Below are 3,928 nucleotides of genomic sequence, written 5' to 3' on the forward strand. Positions count from 1 at the left end.
CCCCGCCGGGGCGATCGCGACGCGCCGCCGGGACGCTCAGCCAGCCCGGTCTCAAGGGGCTTCGGACCGGCTGCCCGGCGCCGCGCCGCACAGAATCCGCTCGATGCGACCGAGATCCAGATGCTGCTCGATGGTGTCGGCCAAACGCTCCAGTGCCGCCTCGCGGACAGCACGATAGTCCGGCGTCTCGCGCACCGCCAGACCGGCCCAACGCAGCAGGGCCGACACCGCGTCGGGCGACTCGAAGAGTCCGTGTAGATAGGTCCCCAAGATCCGTCCGTCCTCCGAAACCGCACCGTCCGGACGCTCGCCTCGAACGTCGTTCAGGAGCACGGCCGGATGCTCGAGTGCGGGTCCGCTCGTCAGACCGGCATGGATCTCGTAACCCGTCACCGCGGCGTCCTCCAGCCGGAGCCGGCCGCAGACATTGGCCAGGATCTTCTCGGGCGCGAGCCGGGTCTCCAGATCCAACAGACCAAGACCCGCTCCCTCGCCCGGATCACCTTCGAGACCAAGAGGATCGAGGATCCGGGTGCCGAGCATCTGAAATCCACCGCAGATCCCGATCAGCCGGCCGCCGTAGCGCAGATGCCGCGCGATCACGGGCTCCCAGCCCTCGCGACGCAACCAATCCAGATCCGAGCGTACCGACTTGGATCCGGGAAGGATGATGAGATCCGCAGGCGGCGGAACCTCTCCGGCCAAGACATAGCGCAGGTCGACCTGAGGATGGAGCCGCAGGGGGTCGAGGTCGGTGTGGTTGCTGATGCGCGGCAGCCGCGGGACGATCACCCGCAGGGCGTCGCTCGGCTTGTCGCTCTGGCGCACGGCGACGGCGTCCTCGGCCTCCAGATGAAGCCCGTGCCGATAGGGCAAGACGCCGAGCACCGGCTTGTCGGTCTCGCGCTCGAGCCAGTCCAGACCCGGCTGCAGGAGCGCAAGGTCGCCTCGGAAGCGATTGATGACGAATCCGACCACCCGCGCCCGCTCGCTCGGCGCGAGCAACGCCAGCGTGCCGACCAGATGGGCGAAGACCCCGCCGCGGTCGATGTCCGCGATCAGGATCACCGGACAGTCCACCGCCTCGGCGAAGCCCATGTTGGCGATGTCGTGCTCGCGCAGATTGATCTCGGCTGGACTGCCCGCGCCCTCGACGACGATGCGATCGAATGACGCACCGAGCCGGGCATGGGACTCCAGCACGGCGGCGCGGGCGATGCGTTTGTAGGCCTGATAGGCGTCGGCGTCCATGTTGCCGACGGCCCGGCCCTGGATGATCACCTGAGCGCCGCGGTCCGAATTGGGTTTGAGCAAGACCGGATTCATGTCGACGGTCGGTGCCAGCCCGCAGGCCTGCGCCTGCACCGCTTGGGCCCGGCCGATCTCGCCGCCGTCTGCGGTCACGGCGCTATTCAAGGCCATGTTCTGCGGCTTGAAGGGTGCAACCTTGACCCCGCGTCGGCTATAGCAGCGGCACAGGCCGGCCACCAGGACACTCTTGCCCGCGTCGGAGGTCGTGCCCTGGACCATGAGGGTCGCTGCGGTCATCTCGGGTCTCCGATAGCGGGGGCGGGAGCAAGCGGCGGAGCAACGGAGGAGAAAGGCCGAATGCCGGGGGTCTCGACGGCTGCTTGCCGAAACGCATCCTTGGGCGCGTCCGACACGAGACACCGCAACCCCGACTCAAGCCGCGCCCAGCCCGCCTCGGTACCCGGCAGTCCAAAGCGAAGACTCGGCGGTGCCTCGAAGCGCCGTACCCAGATCCCCTGACGTGCGAGGCGATCCTGGATGGCCGGAGCCTCCGCCGTGCAGACCCATTGAAACAGATCGCTTCCGCCAGTCGGCACGAGACCATAATCGGACAGCCGTGCGGCAAGCCGGGCAGATGCCCGGCGCAACGATGCGCGGGTCGCCTCCTGCCACGGCGAATCGGTCAAGGCGAGCCGCGCGACATGGCGTGCCGGGCCGCTGAGCGTCCAGGGTCCGAGCCGCGAACGCAGGGCTTCGCGCAGATCGAAGGTGCCGAGCACGAACCCGACACGCACCCCGGCGAGGCCGTAGAACTTTCCCAACGACCGCAGGACGATCAACCCTGGGCGATCGGTGTAGGGGGCAAGGCTGTCCTGCGGGGTCGTGTCCATAAATGCCTCGTCGACGACAAGCCAGCCGCCCCGTGCGGCAAGCCGCGCGTGCCAGTCGAGTAACCGGCCCACCGGCCAACCGCGGCCCGTCGGGTTGTTCGGGTTAATGACGACCAGGACGTCGAGGTTGTCCAAACCGGCGCCCGGCGCGTCCCCGGGGTCCCCGTCATCGAGTCGGACCAGCGTGTGGCCGGCGCGCTGCCAAGCCTGCGCATGCTCCTGATAGCCCACCGCCGGCACCCCGACGCGTCCGGGCACCCGCAGTTGGGGCAGGGCTTGGATTGCCGCCTGCGAACCGGCGACGGGAAGGAGCCCGGGCGCGTCGTAGCACCGCGCGGCCGCGTTTTCCAATCCATCGTCTTCTTCAGGGAGCCGTGCCCATGCGGTGCCCGGCACTTCGGGCACCGGCCAACCCTCGGGATTGATTCCGGTCGAGAGATCCAACCAATCCGACACTGGGATGCGGTAACGCGCGGCCGCCTCGCTCAGACGCCCGCCGTGCTCCAGAGGCGGCGGCGTCGGAGCGAGCGATCCGGCAGTAGGCAAGCGATGAGCAGTCATCGCGCCAATCTGCCAGCGGGGTCGGTTTTGTGCAAGCGCACAAGCGGCCGACATTGATGGTGCCGGGGCCGTTCATTTAGACTGCCCAGCCGGGTCGCAGGTACGGCGCGCTCGTCACGACGGCGACGCCCGATCCGTCTTCGCCCGAACCACAACCACCGAGACGGGCGTCCCCGCCGAGGTCAACATGCACATCGTCGACGCCTTGTCGGATCGGGCCGGGAACGGCTCGCTCCAATCGATCGACCCGCGTCTGCGCATCGTGGCCGCCGCCCTGTTCGCCTTGGTCGTGGTCTCGCTGTCCGGTCTCGCGACACTCCTGACGGCGTTGGGCCTGGCGCTCTCGGTCATGCTCGCGGCGCGTCTGCCGGCCGGCCCGACGCTGCGACGCATGGCCGCGATGGACGGCTTCATGCTAATGATCCTGGTCCTGCTGCCCTTCACCGTGCCGGGCACGCCGATCGTCGAATGGGGCGGATTCACCGCGAGCGCGGAAGGACTGGTCAATGCCTTCGAGATCCTGCTCAAGGCCAACGCGGTCGTCTTGGTCCTCTTGGCCTTGGTCGGCAGCCTGGATGCGGTCACGCTCGGACACGCCCTGGCGCGCCTGCGGATGCCGGCGAACCTGGTCCAGCTGCTCTTCTTTACGGTGCGTTACATCGGCGTCATCAGCGAAGAATATGCGCGCCTGCGCACGGCCATGCACGCGCGTGGATTTCGGCCGGCGAATAGCATTCACACCTACCGCAGCATCGGTTATCTCGTCGGGATGCTTCTGCTGCGCAGCCTCGAACGCTCGGAGCGGATCCTCGCGGCGATGCGTTGCCGTGGCTTCCAGGGTCGCTTTCATCTGCTCGACGACTTCACTTACGGCCGCGCCGACGCCCTTTTCGGCGGGCTTGCCGCCCTCGTGTGTTTGGGATTGGTGATCATGGATCTTGCGTATGCCGCTGCTCTTTGAGCTGACCGGGATCCGATTCGCCTATCCCGGCCGTCCGCCGGTGCTCAACGGGCTGAGTCTGACGCTCGACGCAGGCGAGCGCATCGCCTTGAACGGGCCCAACGGCGCCGGCAAGAGCACGCTCCTGCACATCATGGTCGGACTGCTGCACCCGCAAGCCGGAACGGTTGTCGCGTTCGGCGCGCCGCGCCGCAACGAGCGGGAGTTCCATGAAGTTCGACGGCGTGCCGGCCTGGTCTTCCAGGATCCGGACGACCAACTCTTT

4 protein-coding genes are annotated in these 3,928 nt (G+C 67.9%); 2 read left to right on the forward strand and 2 right to left on the reverse strand.

Going from position 1 to position 3,928, the window contains the following annotated elements; all coding sequences use genetic code 11:
* Window positions 1–51: 51 nt before the first annotated feature.
* Together VLR48_RS15105 and cobD are read right to left on the reverse strand one after the other, a co-directional pair.
* Window positions 52–1,548: a cobyric acid synthase gene (locus tag VLR48_RS15105; RefSeq protein WP_325292584.1), complete on the reverse strand. Its 1,497-nt coding sequence runs from the start codon at window positions 1,546–1,548 to the stop codon at window positions 52–54.
* Window positions 1,545–2,702 carry a threonine-phosphate decarboxylase CobD gene (gene cobD, locus VLR48_RS15110; protein ID WP_325292585.1) on the reverse strand — a complete coding sequence of 386 codons (1,158 nt, stop codon included), beginning with the start codon at window positions 2,700–2,702 and terminating at the stop codon, window positions 1,545–1,547. The genes VLR48_RS15105 and cobD overlap by 4 nt, the downstream gene beginning before the upstream one ends.
* 187 nt (window positions 2,703–2,889) lie before the next feature.
* On the opposite strand from cobD, the gene cbiQ reads away from it, so the two are divergent.
* Both cbiQ and VLR48_RS15120 read left to right on the forward strand, forming a co-directional pair.
* Window positions 2,890–3,663: a cobalt ECF transporter T component CbiQ gene (cbiQ, locus tag VLR48_RS15115; RefSeq protein WP_325292586.1), complete on the forward strand. Its 774-nt coding sequence runs from the start codon at window positions 2,890–2,892 to the stop codon at window positions 3,661–3,663.
* Window positions 3,647–3,928: ATP-binding cassette domain-containing protein (locus tag VLR48_RS15120; RefSeq protein WP_325292587.1), on the forward strand; the 282-nt coding region annotated here is incomplete at its 3' end. The genes cbiQ and VLR48_RS15120, both read left to right, overlap by 17 nt.

This window comes from Thiocapsa sp., assembly GCF_035467215.1.
GTDB lineage: Bacteria > Pseudomonadota > Gammaproteobacteria > Chromatiales > Chromatiaceae > Thiocapsa.